Raw genomic sequence first — 16,243 nt, 5'->3', positions numbered from 1 at the left:
ACTTCCTTCGAGCCGCCCGCATGACCACCCTACCCTCTCCATCGACCGCGCACCCAGAAGTCAGCGACGATGCCTTGCTGCAGGTCATCGCCGATTTTCTCGCCATGGGTCATGTCGACAACATCGTTGCCATGTTCCGCCAGGAGCCGCGCTATTTTGCCTGGACCGGCCGTCTGCTGACCGACGAACGCTTTGCCGTCCGCCTCGGTGTTTCCGTGCTTTTCGAACATCTGGCCGGCCTTTGCCCTGAGCAGCTCTCCCTCGCCGTTCCCGGATTGGTGGAACACCTGGGCCATCCTGTCGAGTGGGTGCGCGGCGAGGCCGCCAGCGTGCTGGCCATTGTCGGAACCGAGGCCGCCTTGGCCGCGTTGCCGCCGCTGCTTGACGATCCCTCGCCCCAGGTGCGGGAAATCGTGCGCGACATTCTGGGCTTGCCGACGCATGGATAAGATTTTCGGACCAGAGGGCGTGCTCGCCACCCGGATTGCGGGCTACGAGGCGCGTCCCGACCAGTTGACCATGGCCAAGGCCGTGGCCCAGTTGCTTGAACACCGCGAGGAAGACATCCTGGACCAGGCCTCCTGCCTGGTGGTGGAGGCGGAAACCGGCTTGGGCAAGACGCTTGCCTATCTGATTCCTGCCGTGCTCAGCGGCCGCCGGGTGGTGGTGTCCACCAACACCCGCAACCTGCAGGATCAGATCCTGCAACGAGAGATCCCCCTGATCCTGGAACATATTGATCCGGACCTCAAGGCCCTGTGCGTCAAGGGCCGGCAAAACTACCTCTGCCTCTACCGCTGGCGGCAGCTGCAGGCGGCCCGGCAGGCGGATCTGTTCACCGGCGCGGAGGGCAAAACCATCGACGCCTGGCTCGGCGAAACCGTTCACGGCGACCGTTCCGAACTCAGTTGGCTGACCGCTTCCTCGCCGCTGTGGCAAAAAATCTGTTGCCAGTCCCATTTTTGCCTCGGCGCCAACTGTCCCGAAGCCGCCGGCTGTTTTCTTAACCGGTTGCGGCGCGACGCCGCCGCCAGCCGCCTGCTGATTGTCAACCACCACCTCCTGTTCTCCGATCTGGCCGTTCGCCGCACCGGCTACGGCGAGGTGCTGCCGCGCTACGAAACCGTGATTTTCGACGAAGCCCACCACGTCGAGAACGTGGCCACCACTTTTTTCGGCTTTACCTTTTCACGCTACCAGATCATTGATTTGTGCGGCGACGTGGAGCGTAGCGCCGAAACCGAACTTTCCGGCAAGGCGCAACAGGCGGCGGTCAGCGCCGCCGCGCGGCTGATCGGCGCGGTCGAACGGTTGGCAAGCGGATTTCCGTTGCACAAGGGGCGGTTTCTTTTGCAGCCTGTGCTTCAGGATCAGCCGCACCTGCAGACAATGCGCGACGATCTCCGCGCAGCGCTGGAGCATCTGAGCGATTCGCTCGACAAGCTGGTTGCAGCGGAAGGACCGTGGCGGCAGTACGGCGACCGCGCCCAGGATTTGGCCGCGCGCCTTGACTTGATTCTGGCTGAACCGGGCCTTGAGCCAACAGAGGAGGAAGCGCGGTTCACCTACTGGTATGAACGGACCGACCGCAACCTGACCCTCTTTGCCACCCCGGTGGACGTGTCGACCGAGCTGCAGGAGGCTTTGCTCAGCTCGGCCCGGCACTGCGTGTTCACCTCGGCAACCCTGACCACCGGCGGGCATTTCAAATATTTTCTCAAACGGCTGGGCTTGGCCGCCGACACCCCCACCCTCTCCCTGACCTCGCCCTTTGATTATCCCGGCCGCACCCTGCTCTATGTTGCCGACGCCCAATTCCCCGAACCGGCGGGGCCAGGCTATCCGCAGGCCCTGCGGGAGCGCATGGAACAACTGATCAACCACGCCGGCGGCCGGACGCTGGCCCTGTTCACCTCGTTTGCCGCCATGGAACAGGCCTACGCGAGCCTGCGCGATCGCCTGCCCTATCCGCTCTTCATCCAGGGCGAAGCCCCGCGGCGCACCCTGCTGCGTCAGTTCAGCCGGCAAACAGATTCGGTGCTCTTTGCCGTGGCCAGTTTCTGGGAGGGTGTCGACATCCCCGGCGAATCATTGAGCCTGGTTATTATCGACAAATTACCGTTTGAAGTCCCCAGCGACCCTGTTATTATGGCGCGCATCAACCGGATCAAGGCCTTGGGCGGCAATCCTTTTGTCGATTTCCAGACGCCGCGAGCCATTCTTACCCTCCGCCAGGGAGTGGGCCGGCTGATGCGGACCGCAGACGACCGCGGCGTTATCGCCATCCTCGACACCCGGCTGTTTACCAAAGGGTATGGCCGTCAATTTCTCAAAAGTCTGCCCCCCAGCCCTCTGACCAGGAATCTGGACGAGGTGGCGGCTTTTTTCAAGAGCAGCAATGAAACCACCTGAGATGAATCACCCCACGGACCTGCGCGGCATGGCCGCAAGCGTCGCCGCCCGCGTTGAAACAAGCATGCGGAGCGATCTGGACGCCGCCTTGGCCGGCAGCGATCCGCTCTTGGTTGCGGTGCTGCACTATGCCCTGTTCAACGGCGGCAAACGGATCCGCCCTTTGCTGACGGTGCTTTGCTCGCGTTGCTGCGGCCGGGACGACGAATCCCTGTACCTGCTGGCCGCCGCCTTTGAATATCTGCATGTGGCCACCCTGGTTCACGACGACGTCATCGACCGGGCCGAGCAGCGGCGCGGCAAAGACACCGTGGCGGCGCGATACGGCCTTTCCGCCGCCATCCTCGCCGGCGATTGGCTGCACGCCCGCAGCATGCATTTGATCGGCAGACTGGCGGGCGCGGACGGTCTGGAAATTTTTTGCCAAGCCACGGCCTCCATGGTCAACGGCGAATTCGAGCAGTTGCGCTACGTTGGCGACGTCGCCACCAAGGAACAGCAGTATTTTGACGTCATCCGCCAGAAGACCGGCAATCTCATCGCCTCAACCTGCGCCATTGGCGCCCTGTTCGCCGGCGCCGACGAAACCCGGCAAAAAGCCCTGGCAGCTTACGGCGACCATCTCGGGGCCGCCTTTCAGGTGGTGGACGATCTGCTGGATTTTCTTGGCGACACTGACAGCACCGGCAAAAAAACCGGCAACGATTTTATCGAAGGCAAGATCACCCTGCCCCTGCTGAACGCCTTGAACCAGGCAACCGAGCAAGAACGACAAGCCGTCCAAGCCCTGATGGAAGGTGATCGCACCCAGCCCCAGGCCTACCGGCAATTGTATGCGTTGATCGAACACCACGGCGGCTTCCATTCCGCCGCTCTGACGGCCCGGCAACTGGTTGAAGCGGCCCTTGCAGCGCTTGCCCCTTTCTCCGCCTCAAGCCCGGAGGAAGAAAACATCGCCTTGCTCAAGGAACTGGCCGAATACGTCCTGGCCCGAAAAAAATAACCCGCTCAGGCCCGTGCCTTTTTCCACAGTTCGCCTCCTTGCCGTCAGCGCGGCCCTGATCCTGATTGTCGTCTTGTGCCTGCCCCGAGGCCGCTCGCCGGAGCAGGTCACGGAACAACCAGCCCCTGTGCAGCAAACCGCTCAAGCGCAGCTGTCAGAGACTCCGTTGCCGCCAACCACCTTGCCTACGGCGGACGCCCCTACGCCTAGCAACGAGGCCAATCCGCCAACAGACGTTCTCCTGCCAGGACCGCCGTCTGCACCAGAAAAACTCCCCGCCCCGCCCCAGGCGGCAACCTCTCCCCTCGGAAAAACGTCGCCACGCCCCCGCATTGCCGTCATCATTGACGACATGGGCTACAATCGCCCCATGGGCCGCCAATTTCTCCAAATAGACGCCGACCTCACCTTTTCCTTTCTCCCCGAAGCGCCGTATACCAGCGAGTTAGCGGAACAGGCGCATCGAACCGGACGCACCATTTTGGTGCATCTGCCCATGGAGCCCAAGGACTGCTCTTGGAAATTAGGCCCGGAGGCCCTGAGAATCGGGGATACAGCGGAGGAAATCTCTCGAAAAACCGAAGGGATGCTGGCGAATGTGCCCTATGCCGTCGGGGCCAACAATCACATGGGGTCGCGCTTCACCGAAAGCAGCCAGGGAATGCGACGGATGCTGACCACTCTGAAGGCGCATTCTTTTTTCTTTATCGACTCGTTCACCACCCCCGCATCACTGGGGGAAACAACGGCGCGACAGCTGAGGTTGCCGACCGCCCGGCGTCATGTCTTTCTCGACAACACTCAGGACCCCGAATCAATCTGCCGCCAACTCGGCCACCTCGTGGCCCAGGCCAAACAACGGGGACAGGCCATTGGCATTGGCCATCCAAATCAGGCCATGTTCATGGCCCTTGGAAGTTGCGGGCCGGCGTATTTCTCCGAGGTTGAACTGGTTGGCGTGCAACGGTTGGCGCGCTAACCGCTCAGCCGCCTGCACGCATCAATCCCACAAAAACACCAGTTCAGGCTTCCAACTCCGGCACCAGAAAACTGATGCGTTCCTCCTCGCCTTCCATCTCCTCGACCGTCTCGGCGCCCTGCCGCTGCAACCAGGCCACGACCTCCACCACCAAATGTTCCGGCGCCGAAGCCCCGGCGCTGACCCCTACCCGTTCGACGCCGTCAAACCATTGCGGATCCATCTCGCTGGCGTCGTCAATAAGATGGGCAGGGGTGTGCCGCAACTCGGCCACCTCGCGCAACCGATTTGAATTGGAGCTGTTTTTCGAGCCCACAATCAGCACCAGATCCACCCGGTCGGCCAACTCGCGGACCGCCGCCTGCCGGTTGGTGGTCGCATAGCAGATATCGGTCCTCTCCGGCTCTTCGATGTGGGGAAACCGCCTGCGAATGGCTTTGAGCATCTCCTCGGTGTCGTCAACGCTCAAAGTGGTCTGGGTGACATAACCCACCTTGTTCGGATCGGTTACCTGAAGATCGACGACCTCCGAGGCCTTCGACACCACATGCACCGGCCCGACAGCCTGGCCGCAGGTGCCCTCAACCTCGGGATGCCCTTTGTGTCCGATCACCAGCACGTCAAACCCCTGGGTGTTGAGCCGGATCATTCGCCGATGCACCTTGGACACCAGCGGGCAGGTGGCGTCAATAGTCCGCAAACCCAAGTCCCTGGCTTTTTCCTCCACGATCCTAGACACGCCGTGGGCGCTGAAAATGGTGACCGACCCCTGGGGAATGTCTTCCAACTCCTCGACAAAAACTGCGCCGCGCCGCCGCAATTCCTCAAGCACATGGGTGTTGTGGACAATTTCATGCAGAACGTAGACCGGCGGCTGGTAATGCTCCAGGGCCTGATGCACGATGGCGATGGCCCGATTAACGCCGGCGCAAAAACCGCGGGGCTTGGCAAGTACAACTTTCATGAGACAAATCCGGGTGCTGTTTCAGATGAATGCGAACAAAGGCCGAACCGTATCCGGTTCAATTTTCGATTTTTTTGACCGCCTCAGCGATCGAAAGCGGGTAGGGATGATGCTTGCGGAGAAACACCGGCATGCTGTTGCGCGCCTCGCGGGCCGCATCCAGACTGTCGTACATGCCGTAAAAAACAAACAGGGTGGGCGGGGTGGTTTTTTTGCGCAGAATAAAGAATTGATCGCGCACCGGATAGTATTCATCCTGGGTCAAGATGTCGGCGATGCTTGCCGGGGCCTGATTGGACCCCAGCATCATCAGCTGAATGGTAAAGCCGCCTTTGTAAATGCCTGCCAACCAACTGGCGCTGGCGCCCAGTCGGTCGCGATAGAGTTTGTCGCCGTCCCTGATTTCCCGGGCCACGGTCGGTTGTGCGCCGCCCGCGCCCTGATCACCAATCTGAGGCGACGTTTGCCCGACGCCTGTTGCCGTTGCCGCGGCTGAGGTGATGTCGGGAATTTTTTGCACGGTTACAGAAGGCGACTGCTTGCCGACGCCGCCCAGCAACAGGCCAAGCGCCAGCGCCAGCGCCACGGCCCCGGCGAGCACGCCCACCAAAAGTTTGTTGTCGCAGAGCAGCTCATACATCTCCATCATTCTGTTGTCCAACGGGGGACTTTCAGCGGCGTCCGGGTCGACGTGGTCCAGCAGCACCATAAACGATTTTTCAGCGCAGAAGGCTTTCAAAGCCTCCTCGGCGAGAATGTTGATCATCCGCAAATTGCCCTGGGCCGCCGCGAAAATTTTGGCGACCGCGCCCTCGGTGAAGACTTCGGCGAACTGCTCACGCCCCATGCCGGCGGCGTTCAGGCGATAGCGAAGGTATTGCCTGGTCTCGCTCTCGTTCAGGTCTTCGAGAAAATATCCAGAGTGGATGTCAACATTGTTGCTGAACACGGCCATTTGCTCAAGATTGGCGTCCAGCCCTTTCCGTCCGGCAAGGACAATGGTCAGATCAAGCTCATCCTGCCTGTCGCCGACGTGCCGCACCAGACGCTCCAAGGTGGCCAAAAAGAGTTTTTCCGCCTCATCGACGACCAACACGGTGGTGACGCCGTCGGCTCGCTGCTGGGCCAACAACTGTTGCAAGACCACAAAGAAATTGACCTGCTCGTGCGCGCCTCTCGGATCCATGCCGAGCTCAATGCAGACGATCCGCAACAGGTCGTCAAAGGAACCAATCGGATTGGCCAGGGAAACCACATGGTATTCAGCGTGCAACCGTTCGGCAATCAAACGGCAAATCAGGGTCTTGCCCGAGCCCTCCCGGCCAACCAGCTTGAGCAACTGCTTGCCGGCCAGAATGTCGAGAATCAGCGATTGACAAATCTCCTCCCGCCGCGCCCCTGGAAAAAAAACTTCCGGGTCCGGCTCTTCAGCAAAAGGGGCTTGGGTGAGATGGAAGTGTTCGAGATACATCGTGATTTCCGTGCTGCAGAATGATTTCCTCAAGCCGGCTTGAGCCACCCCAGACGATCCGCGCGCAACGCCGGACACCTCAGGCTCCTTTTAACGGCGACCTTATCCCTGACCAGCCCCCGGGGTGGAAGTTTCTCATGCCTTTCAGTCGGTTGATTATCAATGAGCAAGCGCATCCTGTAAACCACTTTTTGCCTAGAGCTGATTTTTTCCCTCACAACCTTGATTTATTCCGGAAAAACCAACAGAAACCCCTGTAATTTCCGCATTATCGGATTACAGCATCAACAGTTTCACCAACTCTCCACGTCACAACCATTAAATACGAATAAACATCAAACAGTTAAGTGAAAGCTTAAACGACTCCCAACTTCAACAATTTCGATTTTTCGGAAAATACCTGAGCAAATTTCCGGATATTTCGACATTTTCCCCAAGGCCGCACCACAAAAAACACAACACGCCGGATTTATTCAACAAAATAAAATGGCAAGCTTATTGCTTCATCTCATGTAACAGGAGACAACGGCTGGCAACGATGAATTCAAACATCCTCGTTCGGCAAAATAAGTTTCCGCCTTCCGAAAAAGACCAGCCAGAATGTTTAAGTGAGGGAATATGAAATCGACATGTGTAAGAATCAATCTGATAACTGCATCGTTACTAATGCTGTCTTCCGTTTCGGCAATGGCATTTCCAACCAATGGGCAAATAGTTAAGTTACATGACGGACTCTATGGGCACACCAATATAACGGGGGGCGGCGAATTCATTGTAGATATTCAGGGCGACACAGTTACAGATGATTTTGCTAGCTTTTGCCTTGAAAAAAACGAAACGATTTATTTTGACAAAGAATACACAATTTCCTCTATCAGTGACGCTGCCTATGGGGGCGGAACTAACGAAGATCACAGCACTCCTGGATACGATGTCGTGTCCAGCAAGACAAAATGGGTATTGTACAATTACCTCTATACCGATACGTTTGATGCCGTAACGGACAAACAGCACCTAGCTGATTATGTCCAATATGTTATCTGGTATCTTGAAGATGAGATCCGGAAACTCGACAGTAACGCTTTAGCTTTTTACAACTCTTATGTAAATGGCAAGTCATCCGATGTATATGATGATTATGACGCGTATGTTAAAGTTATGAACCTTACCTACACCAAAACTGATCGCTACGGCAAAATAACCACGCACAAAGCCCAAAGTCAGCTCATTGCAGAACACGCCCCTGTTCCCGAACCAGCCACCATGTTCCTTTTCGGCACAGGCATTGCTGGAATTGCCGGCATCATCCGTCGTCGCCGGATGAGCAACTGATCCTTTCCCTGCTGCCCGTTTTTTAAGGCAAGCCTTCGGGCTTGCCTTTTTTTGTTGCTGAGGTAGGATTCCGCTCCACCCATCCATCCTCCCCTCCAGCCCGGAACGCCATGCCCGTTTTTCGCCTCTCCGACGCCCTGATTTTCCCTTCGCCTGAATTTGCCGACGACGACGGTCTGTTGGCCGTTGGCGGCGATTTAAGTCCGGCGCGGCTGATTCTCGCCTACAGCCAAGGCATATTCCCCTGGTTTTCAGAAGGCGATCCAATTTTGTGGTGGTCGCCGGCGCCGCGCTTAGCGCTGTTTCCTGCAGAATTCCACCTGCCCAAACGGCTCAAGCGCACCATCAACTCCGGGGCTTTCACCGTCACTGCCGACACCGCCTTTGCCGAAGTGATCGCCGGTTGCGCCACCGCCTCGGGCCGGGTAAAAAACGGCACCTGGATTACCCCGGAAATGGAGCAGGCCTATTGTCGCCTGCACGAACTTGGCTATGCCCACTCCATCGAATGCTGGCGCGACGGGCAACTGGCCGGAGGACTCTACGGCGTTGGTCTGGACCAGATATTTTTTGGCGAATCGATGTTCACGCGCGTCACCGACGCCTCCAAAACGGCCCTGACCGCTCTGGCTCAACTGGCCTTGCAACAAGGAATCGCCATGATTGACTGCCAGATGACCACCGATCATCTGCTCCGTTTCGGCACACGAGAAATTTCGCGGGAGGAGTTTCAAGCGCAGCTAGATGCCCACATTGACGATTGTCTACCGCAAAAAAAATGGCGCCTGCCATAGCCGACAAGGAGAAAAAACGGCACGACAAACGCCATCAGGAAAGAAAGCGGACAAAACAATAAAGCTAACAGACAACTGGCAGGCCACGCCTCCCACTGCAAACGGCGACATACCTTTGCCACTCCGTCTTGCCCAACAAAGTAAGCACCACAACGTCGGAGTCAACCCGTACCTAAAAGCCGCCGGGACCGCCCCCATCAACCACAGCTCACTGATCCAACTCAAACTCGTATCGGAGACCGGAGCGGGAAAAATGGCGGTCCACCTTTTTTAACCCGTACAGATTGGCCACCTGAAAATTAACCTCCCAGTCGCCGATCAGCGCAGCCCCCTTGCCCAGATAGACCACATCGATGATCTTCATCTCCTCGGGCGCCACGGAAAGGAGCAGCAGCAAGCGGTTGCGGGTGGCCTGCATGACGATAATCCGCTGATTTTTCTCGATCCTGGTGTTTTTAAGCTTCCAGCGCACCTCAACCGCATCCTCCCGCTGGAAATTGATTTTCCGCAACTGGGCGCAATCCTTGCGGTGCAGTGAAAGGCCGCGCTCGCTGAGCAGCCCGATGACCCCCTTGTCAAGCGGGCTAGGCTTGCAGCAGGCAGAGGATTTCATCACCACCGGATCAAGCGTGGTCAGGTCGACGCGATTAAAGACGCCGGTTGGCTGAAACAGGGTCGGACGCCCCACATACAGGCCGTTGCGGATCTCGTAGATCAGTTCCCGCAGCCGAACCCGGCCCTCGCCCAATTGGAGGTACAAATCCTCCAGGCAATCAATGTCAAAATAGGCCAAAATGTCAGCCATGCCTTCCTTCTCGATCACCTCAAGAGGCACGCCGTAGCGCCGCAGTTCCTGGGAAAGAATCGAGGCCCCGATTTGCCGCGACACCGCCTCCCGCCGCAACCGGAAGGCCTTGGACAGTTCGGAGCGGGCCTTAGGCGTCTGACAGAGGGTCTGCAGGGCAGGGTCGAAATTGACCTGCGCTTCCTGGCGAATGACCTTGATCACGTTGCCGTCGCGCAACTGATGATCAAGCCCGACCTTTTGTTTGCCGATCATCCCGCCGACGCTGGTGTGGCCGATGGCGGTGTGCACCCGAAAGGCAAAGTCGAGCAAAATCGAATTGATCGGCAGACAGATCAGGTCGCCCTGGGGGGTGTAGGTGTAGATTTCCTTGCGGCCGCTGGCGGCGATCATATCCCGGTAGGAGACGGAATCGTCGCTGCCGAGGATATCGAACATCTCCTGGATTTCTTTAAAAAACTTGCTTGTCGTTTTGCTGTCGCCGGCCCAGTCGCGGACCATGCCGCGTTGGGCGCGGCGGGCCATGTCCTCGGTGCGGATTTTGAAAAGATATTTCCGGCCGTTGATGTTGGGCCGGGCGTGCAGGCCCTGGTATCCCGACGGCTTGGGGCTGGCGATGAAATCGCGGATGGTCCGGGGAATGGGCGGATAGATCTGATTGAGCACCCCCAGGGCCTGGTAGCAGTCGCCCCTGGTGTTCATCAGAATCAGCATTTCCTGGGGGCTTTCGATCTCTTTGATCAGGATGCGATTGCGCACGTCGTAGTAGCCCCACAACCCCTTGGTGCGCAGCGTGACCTTGCCCTTCAACCCGTCCTTTTCGATGGCCAGCTGGACCTTGTCGATAATCTCCAACACCGCCGGATCGTTGCGTAGACTGTTGATGTGCGCCTGCAACCGGTTGCCCTGACGGGGAAACTTGTACGCCAGCGCCAGATTGTACAACTCCCGTTTGATGGCAAACAACCCAAGGATGGTGGCCAGCGGAGCGTAGATGTCGATGGTCTCGTCGGCAATTTTCTGCCGCTTGTGCTTGGGCATGCTGGACAGGGTGCGAAGATTGTGCAGCCGATCCGCCAGCTTGACGATCATCACCTCCAGTTTGGCCGCCGCGCCGCTGAAAATCTTGCGGTGCACCAGTTTCTTGAAGGTCTGACGGTCGCCGGTGTAATGGGTGACCTTGGTGCAGCCCTCGACGATGGCCTCCACGTTAGGCCCGAATTTTTCACGGATCACCTCGTCGGTGACCTCATCCACATCCTCGACCGTGTCGTGGAGCAGGGCCGACGCAAGGATCTCCGGATTGCGGATGTCCAGCTCTTCGGCCAAAATCCGCGCCACCGAACAGGGATGCATGATGTAGGGATCGCCGGAACGACGCCACTGGTTGCCGTGGGCCTCAAAGGCAAAATCCAGCGCCCTCCAAAAAACCTGGGCCTCCGGACCGTCGCCGATGAAGGAGTGCATGACCTGGCGGTATGTGTCGAGATCGAATTTAACGTACTGCATCTGCCGTCCTGTCCGTCCTTGGCTTTTCCTTTCCTTACCGCTCAAATGGTGTACAATTGTCTTTTTGCAGACAAAAGCGCGAACCTGCACTCTAACAGAGAGCGGACTGCGGACAAAGAGAAATTCTCGCGCCGCCGGATTTCACAGCCTGTATGGAACAGGGGACACCAACACCATGCCCAGAAGACCACTCCGTAAAAGAAAATCGGCAGGATTGCCGCCCCAAAAACGGCGTTCAACGGGACGCGGCCCCGCAACGGACCCGCTGCAATTGTCTGTCCAGCGGCTGCTTGCGGCCCGGGGTGTTCCCTTGACCGCCGTCGAGATCGCCCATGAACTGCATTTGGGTTCCGGCCAATTGCCCATCCTACACACGGCCTTGGCGCAACTGCTTGACGGGCGCAAAATCGACCGAAAAGGCAAACGCTTTTTCCCTGCCGCCCAACCCGAGCAGCTGCGGGCAACCCTTGACCTCACCTCCAAGGGTTTTGGTTTTGCCATCCTGGAAGGAGAACGCGCCAAGGGCGGCAAGGACGTGTTTATTGCCCCGCACAATCTTGGCGGCGCCAGCCAGGGCGATTCGATCCTGGTCGAGGTTTCCGCCACGGCCAGGGGCCGAAAGGAAGGTCGGGTGACCCAGGTGCTCAGCCGCGCCGTCACTCGCCTCTGCGGCATCTACACTGAAAGCGGGGCCGGCGGTTACGTCACCCCCGACGACGACCGCCTGCCCTACACGCTGCTGATCCGCCGGGGCGACGATCTCGCCGCCCGCGACGGCATGGCGGTGGCGGCGGAAATCCTCGATTACGGTTCGGAACGCCAAGGGCCGACCGGCCGGATCATCGAAATCCTCGGCGACGCCCGGCAAGCGACCGTTCAGATCCGCATGGCCGTCATCCAGTCGTCGCTCCGGGAAACCTTCCCGGCCGAGGTGGAGGCGGAAGCGGCTCGCTTGACGCCGGTGACCGAGTGCGCCAACGGCCGCATCGACCTGCGCCACCTGCCTCATGTGACCATCGACGGCGAAACCGCCCGCGACTTCGACGACGCAATCTGCGTCGAACGCACCGGGGCCGGGTATCTGCTCTATGTTTCGATTGCCGACGTCGGCCACTATGTGCAGACCGGATCGGAGATTGACCGCGAGGCCTACCTGCGCGGAACCAGCGTCTACCTGCCGAACCAGGTTCTGCCGATGCTGCCCGAGCGCCTCTCCAACGACCTCTGCAGCCTGGTTCCGAATCAGGACCGGCCGGCTTTTACCGCGATGCTCAGCTTTGACGCCAAGGGGAAACGCACCGGCGAGAAATACGCGCGCAGCCTGATTAAAAGCTGCAGGCGCTTCACCTACACCACGATCAACCAGCTGCTCTACCTGCAGGACCCCGAGGTTCGCGCCGCCCACGCCGACCTGACGCCCATGCTCGAGCACGCCAAAAAACTCACAGCCCTGCTCAAACATCGCCGGAGCGAACGCGGCAGCCTGGATTTTAACATTCCCGAACCCCAGGTGACCCTTAACGGCGACCAAGTGGCCTCGATCACCCTGGCGGAACGCAATCAGGCCCATCTCCTGATCGAAGACTGCATGCTGGCCGCCAACGAGGCAGTGGCCGAAACCCTGGCCAAGGCGAAAAAACCGGTGTTGTACCGCATCCACGAACGGCCCGACCCGGCCAAGCTGGACGCCTTCACCGACGCCGCCAAGGCGCTGGGGCTGTTCCTGCCCCAATCCGAGGTCGATCCGGCTTGGTTTGCCCAGGTCATTAAACAGGCGCACAACTCGCCGGCGGAATACATCGTCAACAACCTGTTGCTGCGCACCATGCAGCAGGCCAGATATTCCCCGGAAAACACAGGCCATTTTGGCCTGGCTGCCGAATATTATCTCCACTTCACCTCGCCTATTCGCCGCTACCCCGACCTGGTGGCCCATCGGGTGCTGCAGGCCTTGCTCGCCGGCCAGACGGAACAGGCCACACCGCCAATCCCCGGCGAGGGCAAAACCCTGGCCGAGGCCGGCCTGCATCTCTCGCAGTGCGAACGCAAGGCCATCGACGTCGAGCGCAACGTCCACGCCCGCTGCTCCGCCCTGTTCCTCATGGACCGGATCGGCGAAACCTTTGGCGCGATCATTTCCGGAGTGACCGCCTTTGGCCTCTACCTCACCCTGGACGAAAGCTACATCAGCGGCATGGTTCCGCTGACCAGCATGACCGACGATTACTACCTGCACGACGCCCGCCGTTATCGCCTGATCGGCGAACGGAGCAATCGGATGTATCAATTGGGCGACCATGCGCAGGTGCGGCTTGACCATGTCGATCTGCTCAACAAACGGCTGAGCTTTTCCCTGGTTCCGGCCGCTGCCGCCAAGCCGCAGGAAAAAGAAGAAAAATGAACGCTGCCGGGGCGGCGGCTCCGCCTTGGTTTTGCTTGACGAATATCGGCAATTCAAATAAAAATGGTTGCTTTGAATTGAGACGACATCCCGAAATGCCGGAATCGGCCCAGCCCTTTCCGCATAATTTCTTTTCTCTGAGGTAGAGCCATGGAAAACAGCAGCTGGATATCAGACGTTCTTGCCAATCCCTTCCTGCGCGGCCTGTGCATCGGCTTGTTGGTTGCCGTCATTCTGTGGGTGCGGGGCTGGATGAAGGCCCGGGAACTCAACGGCAATTTAAAAAAACTGCGCGAGCACCTGCACACCAAGCTGGAAATCGATTCAGCGGAAAACGAACGACGCAAGGGCGACGCCGACAAGCTTAAACAGGAGCGCGACAACCTGCGCAACATGGTCCAGGTGCTCAATCAGAAGCCTGGCCGCCAGGAACTGCGCCAGGTACAGGTCTATCAAAAGGCCATTGAGATAATGTTTGAGAAATCGCCAGGGTTTGCCCCGGCTTGGCAGATCACGGTCAAAGAGGCGGAAGAGGAGATCAAACGGGCGGAGCGCGGCATCATCCCCTTTTTCAAGCGCATGACCACCAGCAGCCCCGGGTCGGAAAAGTCGTCGAAGAAAGCACTCGAACTGGAGCAATCCACCGGTCATTGATCCGGCCGGCGCACGCATTATGAAGGACGAACACCTGCCGGCCAGCGGCCTTGGCCAGATCGGAATCATCCTGGTCGGGCCGAAGTTTCCTGAGAATATTGGGGCCTCGGCGCGCATTGCCTCCAACTTCGGCATCTCTCAGCTGATTGTCGTCAGCGACGAGCAGTTTGACCAGGAACGGATGTTGAAGATGGCGACCCACAAGGCCGCGCACCTCATCCGGGAGATGCGCGTCTGCCGCACCACCGCCGAGGCGGCGGCCCCGTTTCATTTCATCGTCGGCACCACCGCCCGCCAAGGGCGGCATCGTCCCCAGGATCAGACGCCGCGCGAGGTGATGGCGGAAATCGCGCCGCTCGTGCCCGGCAACCAGATCGGCCTGATGTTTGGTCCGGAGGATGCCGGTTTAAGCAACGAAGACCTCAACCTCTGCCAATTTGCCTCCACCATTCCCACCGCCGGTTTTTCCTCGCTCAATCTGGCCCAAGCGGTGGCCATCCACTGCTACGAACTCTACACCGCCGCCCGGCCACAGCCCTTTGCCGGCGTCCCAAAATCGGAATTTGCCAACTCGTTTGACCTCGAAGGCATGTACGAACATGTTGAAGAGGTGCTGTCCGAAGCCACCTTTCTCCACGACACCAACCGCGTCTACTGGATGCGCAACATCCGCCAGTTCCTGGGTCGGATGCGGCTGAAGAGAAAAGAGGCCAGCATGATCCGCGGCGTCTGCCGCAAACTGCTGTGGCGCAACCGCCAGGGGCAAGAAGCGGGTTTGCCGCCGATTGCGCCAGTTGCGTCGGAACAGCATCAAGCGCTCGAAAAAACCGCCCAGTAATCCCGCCAACCGCTCACATCCCCTGCAGCGGACACGCAGCGCAGTCGGGATTTTTCTTTTTGCAATATCCGTTGCCCACCCGCACCAGCAGGGCGTGATACTCGTTGAAGAGCTGGACGTCGCAATCCAGCGCGTCCATGAACAATTCCTGAATGGCATCATACCCGAAGTCTTCGTCGATCACCCCGTGCCGCGTCAGGATGCGGTGGGTGTAAGCGTCGACCACGAAGATCGGCAGGTTGGCGGCGTAGAGCAGAATCGAATCGGCGGTTTCCCGGCCAATGCCCTTGATGGAGAGCAATTGCTCGCGAAACTCCGGCAACGGCTGGGCAAGAAAGGCCTCGAGATCGCCGCCGTGCTGCTGGTTGATGTGCGTCAGGAGATTATGCAGCCGGCCGGCCTTGATGTTGTAGTACCCGGCCGGCCGGATGTATTCGGCCAGAAGCCCGGTGGGCAGGGCTGACAGCGCAGGAAGCGTCATCAGCCCCACCCCTTTGAGATTGGCGATTGCCTGCTCGACGTTTTTCCAACTGGTGTTTTGGGTGAGAATCGCCCCCACCATCACCTCAAAGGGCGTCTCCGCCGGCCACCAATGCTGGGGACCGAGGTGCGCGAGCATGCGCTGATACATCAACTGCAGGGTTTCGGCGGTGGACATTGCGGGTAGGTTGTTTAGTCTGTAGTCTTTTAGGTTGTGTGGCTAAATGCTGTGCGAATTAATCTGGGAAAGCAAAAGGCTCAACGCCTAAGGATCTACAGACTCTTCACCTGCCTTTTCAGTCGCCCAGACAGATGCCGATGTCGCGGGCGGTCTGCACCTTGTCGCTTTCCAGATCGACCTTTTTCCGCCGGCGGATGGCCTCGGCAATGGGCACCGAAGTCATGGTCGGCGGCACCCAGGCCACCATGTGGTCAAAGATGCCGGCCTCAGCCAGACGGACCGCCGCCGCGCCAAAGCGCAGCGCCAGCAGCCGATCAAAGGTGGTGGGAGAACCGCCGCGCTGCAAATGCCCCAGCACCAGGGAGCGGGTGTCCTTGCCCAACCGCTGGCGAATCTGGTTGGCGACCCATTCGCCCACCC

The 16,243-nt window shown here is 59.0% G+C and carries 14 protein-coding genes; 9 read left to right on the top strand and 5 right to left on the bottom strand.

Going from position 1 to position 16,243, the window contains the following annotated elements; all coding sequences use genetic code 11:
* Positions 1-20: 20 nt before the first annotated feature.
* From RCH93_RS11105 to RCH93_RS11090, 4 genes are read left to right on the top strand one after another with little or no spacing between them, the layout of a single operon-like run.
* On the top strand, positions 21-449 hold the full coding sequence (locus RCH93_RS11105) for a HEAT repeat domain-containing protein (protein ID WP_306548474.1): 429 nt from the start codon (positions 21-23) through the stop codon (positions 447-449).
* Positions 442-2,412 carry an ATP-dependent DNA helicase gene (locus RCH93_RS11100; RefSeq protein ID WP_306548473.1) on the top strand — a complete coding sequence of 657 codons (1,971 nt, stop codon included), beginning with the start codon at positions 442-444 and terminating at the stop codon, positions 2,410-2,412. The genes RCH93_RS11105 and RCH93_RS11100 overlap by 8 nt, the downstream gene beginning before the upstream one ends.
* Positions 2,399-3,415: a polyprenyl synthetase family protein gene (locus tag RCH93_RS11095; protein ID WP_306548472.1), complete on the top strand. Its 1,017-nt coding sequence runs from the start codon at positions 2,399-2,401 to the stop codon at positions 3,413-3,415. Before RCH93_RS11100 ends, RCH93_RS11095 begins: the two co-directional genes overlap by 14 nt.
* Before the next feature lie 13 nt (positions 3,416-3,428).
* A complete protein-coding gene (locus RCH93_RS11090) occupies positions 3,429-4,394 on the top strand; it encodes a divergent polysaccharide deacetylase family protein (RefSeq protein ID WP_306548471.1) in 966 nt (321 codons plus the stop codon).
* 43 nt (positions 4,395-4,437) lie between these two features.
* On the opposite strand, the gene ispH is transcribed toward RCH93_RS11090, so the two are convergent.
* The gene (ispH, locus tag RCH93_RS11085) at positions 4,438-5,358 is read right to left on the bottom strand and encodes a 4-hydroxy-3-methylbut-2-enyl diphosphate reductase (protein WP_306548470.1); all 921 of its coding nucleotides are present in this window, start codon (positions 5,356-5,358) and stop codon (positions 4,438-4,440) included.
* A 58-nt stretch (positions 5,359-5,416) separates the two neighbouring features.
* Complete coding sequence (locus tag RCH93_RS11080; RefSeq protein WP_306548469.1) at positions 5,417-6,829, bottom strand: ExeA family protein; 1,413 nt, start codon at positions 6,827-6,829, stop codon at positions 5,417-5,419.
* A gap of 618 nt (positions 6,830-7,447) precedes the next feature.
* Between RCH93_RS11080 and RCH93_RS11075 the strand changes: the two genes are divergently transcribed.
* Positions 7,448-8,161 (top strand): PEP-CTERM sorting domain-containing protein, encoded by a 714-nt coding sequence (locus RCH93_RS11075; protein WP_306548468.1) that lies wholly within the window; start codon positions 7,448-7,450, stop codon positions 8,159-8,161.
* A gap of 110 nt (positions 8,162-8,271) precedes the next feature.
* Positions 8,272-8,955 (top strand): leucyl/phenylalanyl-tRNA--protein transferase, encoded by a 684-nt coding sequence (gene aat / locus RCH93_RS11070; RefSeq protein ID WP_306548467.1) that lies wholly within the window; start codon positions 8,272-8,274, stop codon positions 8,953-8,955.
* A 208-nt stretch (positions 8,956-9,163) separates the two neighbouring features.
* On the opposite strand, the gene RCH93_RS11065 is transcribed toward aat, so the two are convergent.
* Positions 9,164-11,269: a bifunctional (p)ppGpp synthetase/guanosine-3',5'-bis(diphosphate) 3'-pyrophosphohydrolase gene (locus RCH93_RS11065; protein ID WP_306548466.1), complete on the bottom strand. Its 2,106-nt coding sequence runs from the start codon at positions 11,267-11,269 to the stop codon at positions 9,164-9,166.
* A 175-nt stretch (positions 11,270-11,444) separates the two neighbouring features.
* Here RCH93_RS11065 and rnr point away from each other — a divergent pair, with 175 nt between their 5' ends.
* The 3 genes from rnr to RCH93_RS11050 all read left to right on the top strand — a co-directional run bounded on the left by rnr (position 11,445) and on the right by RCH93_RS11050 (position 15,162).
* Positions 11,445-13,670: a ribonuclease R gene (rnr, locus tag RCH93_RS11060; protein WP_306548465.1), complete on the top strand. Its 2,226-nt coding sequence runs from the start codon at positions 11,445-11,447 to the stop codon at positions 13,668-13,670.
* Positions 13,671-13,820: 150 nt separating this feature from the next.
* Positions 13,821-14,324, top strand: a complete 504-nt coding sequence (locus RCH93_RS11055) for a hypothetical protein (RefSeq protein ID WP_306548464.1) — start codon at positions 13,821-13,823, stop codon at positions 14,322-14,324.
* A 19-nt stretch (positions 14,325-14,343) separates the two neighbouring features.
* A complete protein-coding gene (locus tag RCH93_RS11050; RefSeq protein ID WP_306548463.1) occupies positions 14,344-15,162 on the top strand; it encodes an RNA methyltransferase in 819 nt (272 codons plus the stop codon).
* Between the two features lie 13 nt (positions 15,163-15,175).
* Here the strand turns inward: RCH93_RS11050 and RCH93_RS11045 are convergent, their stop codons facing one another.
* On the bottom strand, positions 15,176-15,820 hold the full coding sequence (locus RCH93_RS11045) for an endonuclease III domain-containing protein (RefSeq protein ID WP_306548462.1): 645 nt from the start codon (positions 15,818-15,820) through the stop codon (positions 15,176-15,178).
* A gap of 118 nt (positions 15,821-15,938) precedes the next feature.
* Positions 15,939-16,243, bottom strand: a 305-nt coding sequence (locus RCH93_RS11040) for a 6-phosphofructokinase (RefSeq protein WP_306548461.1), incomplete at its 5' end; no start/stop codon positions are given.

It is taken from the genome of Desulfobulbus sp. (assembly GCF_030824455.1).
Classification (GTDB): domain Bacteria; phylum Desulfobacterota; class Desulfobulbia; order Desulfobulbales; family Desulfobulbaceae; genus Desulfobulbus.
Note: the sequence above shows the minus strand (reverse complement) of the source record. Positions and strands in the feature narration are given on the sequence as shown.